This window comes from Paramuribaculum intestinale, from assembly GCF_003024925.1.
Classification (GTDB): Bacteria; Bacteroidota; Bacteroidia; order Bacteroidales; family Muribaculaceae; genus Paramuribaculum; species Paramuribaculum intestinale.
In genome coordinates this window covers 1-2,417 of sequence record NZ_PUED01000269.1, presented here as the reverse complement: position 1 = coordinate 2,417, position 2,417 = coordinate 1, and the positions used below count along the sequence as shown (strand labels likewise).

The window sequence follows — 2,417 nt, the reverse complement described above, 5'->3', positions numbered from 1 at the left end:
TTCAGGGTCTTCGTGGGCTCGGGGATTTGTATAAGAGCCACGCCATGTTCTGCTCCGTATCGGCCAAGGAAAGCCGCATGACCGATATTATAGCGAAATATGCCGACAATGTCAGCCGCCTGACCAACTCCACGCCGCTGCCCATAGCCATCGACTACCGCACGCCGTGCACACTCGGCACCGACCGCATCGCGGCCGCCGTAGGAGCCTGGGCGTCATTTGCCGGGAGGCCGTTGCTGGTGGTCGACGCGGGAACGGCGGTCACATACGACGCCGTCACAGCCGACGGACATTTCATCGGCGGAAACATCGCCCCCGGAATGCGTATGAGGCTCGACGCGCTCCATCGATATACGGCACGCCTGCCTCAGGTCGAGGTGCCGCGCAATATCGACTACGACACTTTCCTCGGCTTCGACACGCCATCGGCCATGATACTCGGAGCAGTCTATGGCATCGTAGGGGCGTTGTCCTATTACAGGGCGAATCTGCCCGAAGGCACACACACCGTGCTCACCGGCGGATGGGCCGGAGAAATCAGCAAACTGATCGATTTCGAAGCGACAGTCGACCCCGAGCTCGTCAGTCGCGGACTCAACAGAATAATCACATACAATGAACATAAATAGCAGACTCGTAGCCGCGATCGCAGCGGCTTCAATAGCGTGCGCGACTCTTTGCGCGCAGACTACCAGCCCCTACTCACGATTCGGATTCGGCACCCTCAGCGACAACGCCACATCGGCCCAGCGCCAGATGGGAGGAGTAGGCTATGCCCTCGGATCAGGACGATCCATCAACGTGATGAATCCGGCGTCATATTCGCGTATCGACTCGCTCACATTCCTCTTCGACATGGGTGTGGACTTCACCATATTCAACCGCACGCAGGGCGACACCCGCTTCAGCGACAACGGAGGCGGACTCGAATATGTCACCATGCAGTTTCCCATAAGCAAGCGCATTGGAGCAAGCTTCGGACTCCTTCCCTTCTCATCGGTGGGATATGCGTTCGGCTCAGAAATCAACAATGGATCCTACACCCAGCAGGGATCGGGAGGCATCAACCAGCTCTACGTCGGGGCCGCCTACAATATCGTCAACGGACTCTCGGCCGGCTTCAACTTCTCCTACCTCTTCGGCACCAACAACAACGAGGTCTATATCAACCCCGACGGAGGATACTCTGCCCTGTTCCGTCAGGAACTGCAGGTGCGCGACTTCCGCGTGCAGTTCGGACTGCAATATGAGCAGAAGATCGCAGCCGACCGATATATCGGAGTCGGTCTGGTGTTCGCGCCCGGCAAGGATCTCCTCGGCAGCGGCAGGGTGATCAAATACGATGTGTCGAGCAACGAAAAGCCCGACACGCTTCAGGATATTAGCCTGCGCCGCAATTTCTCCCTCCCGACCACATGGGGCGTCGGCATAAACTATCGCCACTCAGGCAAGTTGCTCGTGGAGGCCGACTTCACTTATCAGCCCTGGACCAAGGCCAGGTTCGCCGAGATGTCCGACTTCCCCACCACCGTCTATGCCGACCGATGGAAAGTGGCTCTCGGAACACAGTTCCGTCCGCGTGAACGCGGATCCTACTTCCAGGCCATGACCTATCGCCTCGGAGCGTTCTACAACCGCGACTATATCACCATCGGCGGCAACCATGTCCACGACTACGGACTCGCCTGCGGCTTCGGATTCCCCACCTACTCCACCAAGAGCATCATCAACCTCGGCTTTGAATACCGCCGGCGTCAGGCTCATCCGGTGGCTATGGTCAAGGAAAACTATTTCAGCATCACTCTCGGCATCAACTTCAACGAGATGTGGTTCCACAAGCGCAAGATCGACTGATGCCGAGGGCGTCGATGAGGATATTGCCGTTTGTGGCCGGAGCGGCCGTAGCTGTCTGCTCATGGCCCATGACCGCTTGCGGAGGCGACGACCACCGTGAGTACACGGCCAACGTCGACCCCGAACAGGTGGCCACCATGACCACCACCGACGTCAGCACCCTGATATCCGACTCCGGCATCACGCGCTATCGCGTAGTCACGCCTCTGTGGCTCGTTTACGACGAGGCTCGGGAGAGCCGCTGGCGCTTCCCCTCAGGGCTGCACCTGGAGCGGTTCGACGATTTCTTCAACCGCGAGGCCACCGTCGACTGCGACTCGGCCACATATTTCAAGGTCAAACAGCTCTGGCGGCTCGACGGGCATGTGAGAGTCACCAACATGGCCTCCGACCGGTTCCTCACCTCGCAGCTTTTCTGGGATCAGCGGCGCGGCAAGGTCTATTCCGATTCGTTTATACGCATTGAGCGCTCCGACCGGATAATGGAAGGTTATGGATTCGAGTCCAACAATTCGATGACCGACTTCCGGGTGCGCAATGTGTCGGCGATCCTCCCCCTGCCA

Annotated in this window: 3 protein-coding genes; all 3 read left to right on the top strand. The window is 58.6% G+C overall.

Annotated elements, in window-relative coordinates; translation table 11 throughout:
* The coding region (locus C5O24_RS12560) for a type III pantothenate kinase (protein ID WP_107681927.1) at nucleotides 1-629 on the top strand (629 nt) is incomplete at its 5' end.
* Nucleotides 616-1,854, top strand: coding sequence for a BamG family beta-barrel-assembly machinery protein (gene bamG, locus C5O24_RS12555; protein WP_107034940.1), 1,239 nt, complete (start codon nucleotides 616-618; stop codon nucleotides 1,852-1,854). The genes C5O24_RS12560 and bamG, both read left to right, overlap by 14 nt.
* The coding region (gene lptC / locus C5O24_RS12550; RefSeq protein ID WP_107681926.1) for an LPS export ABC transporter periplasmic protein LptC at nucleotides 1,854-2,417 on the top strand (564 nt) is incomplete at its 3' end. The genes bamG and lptC, both read left to right, overlap by 1 nt.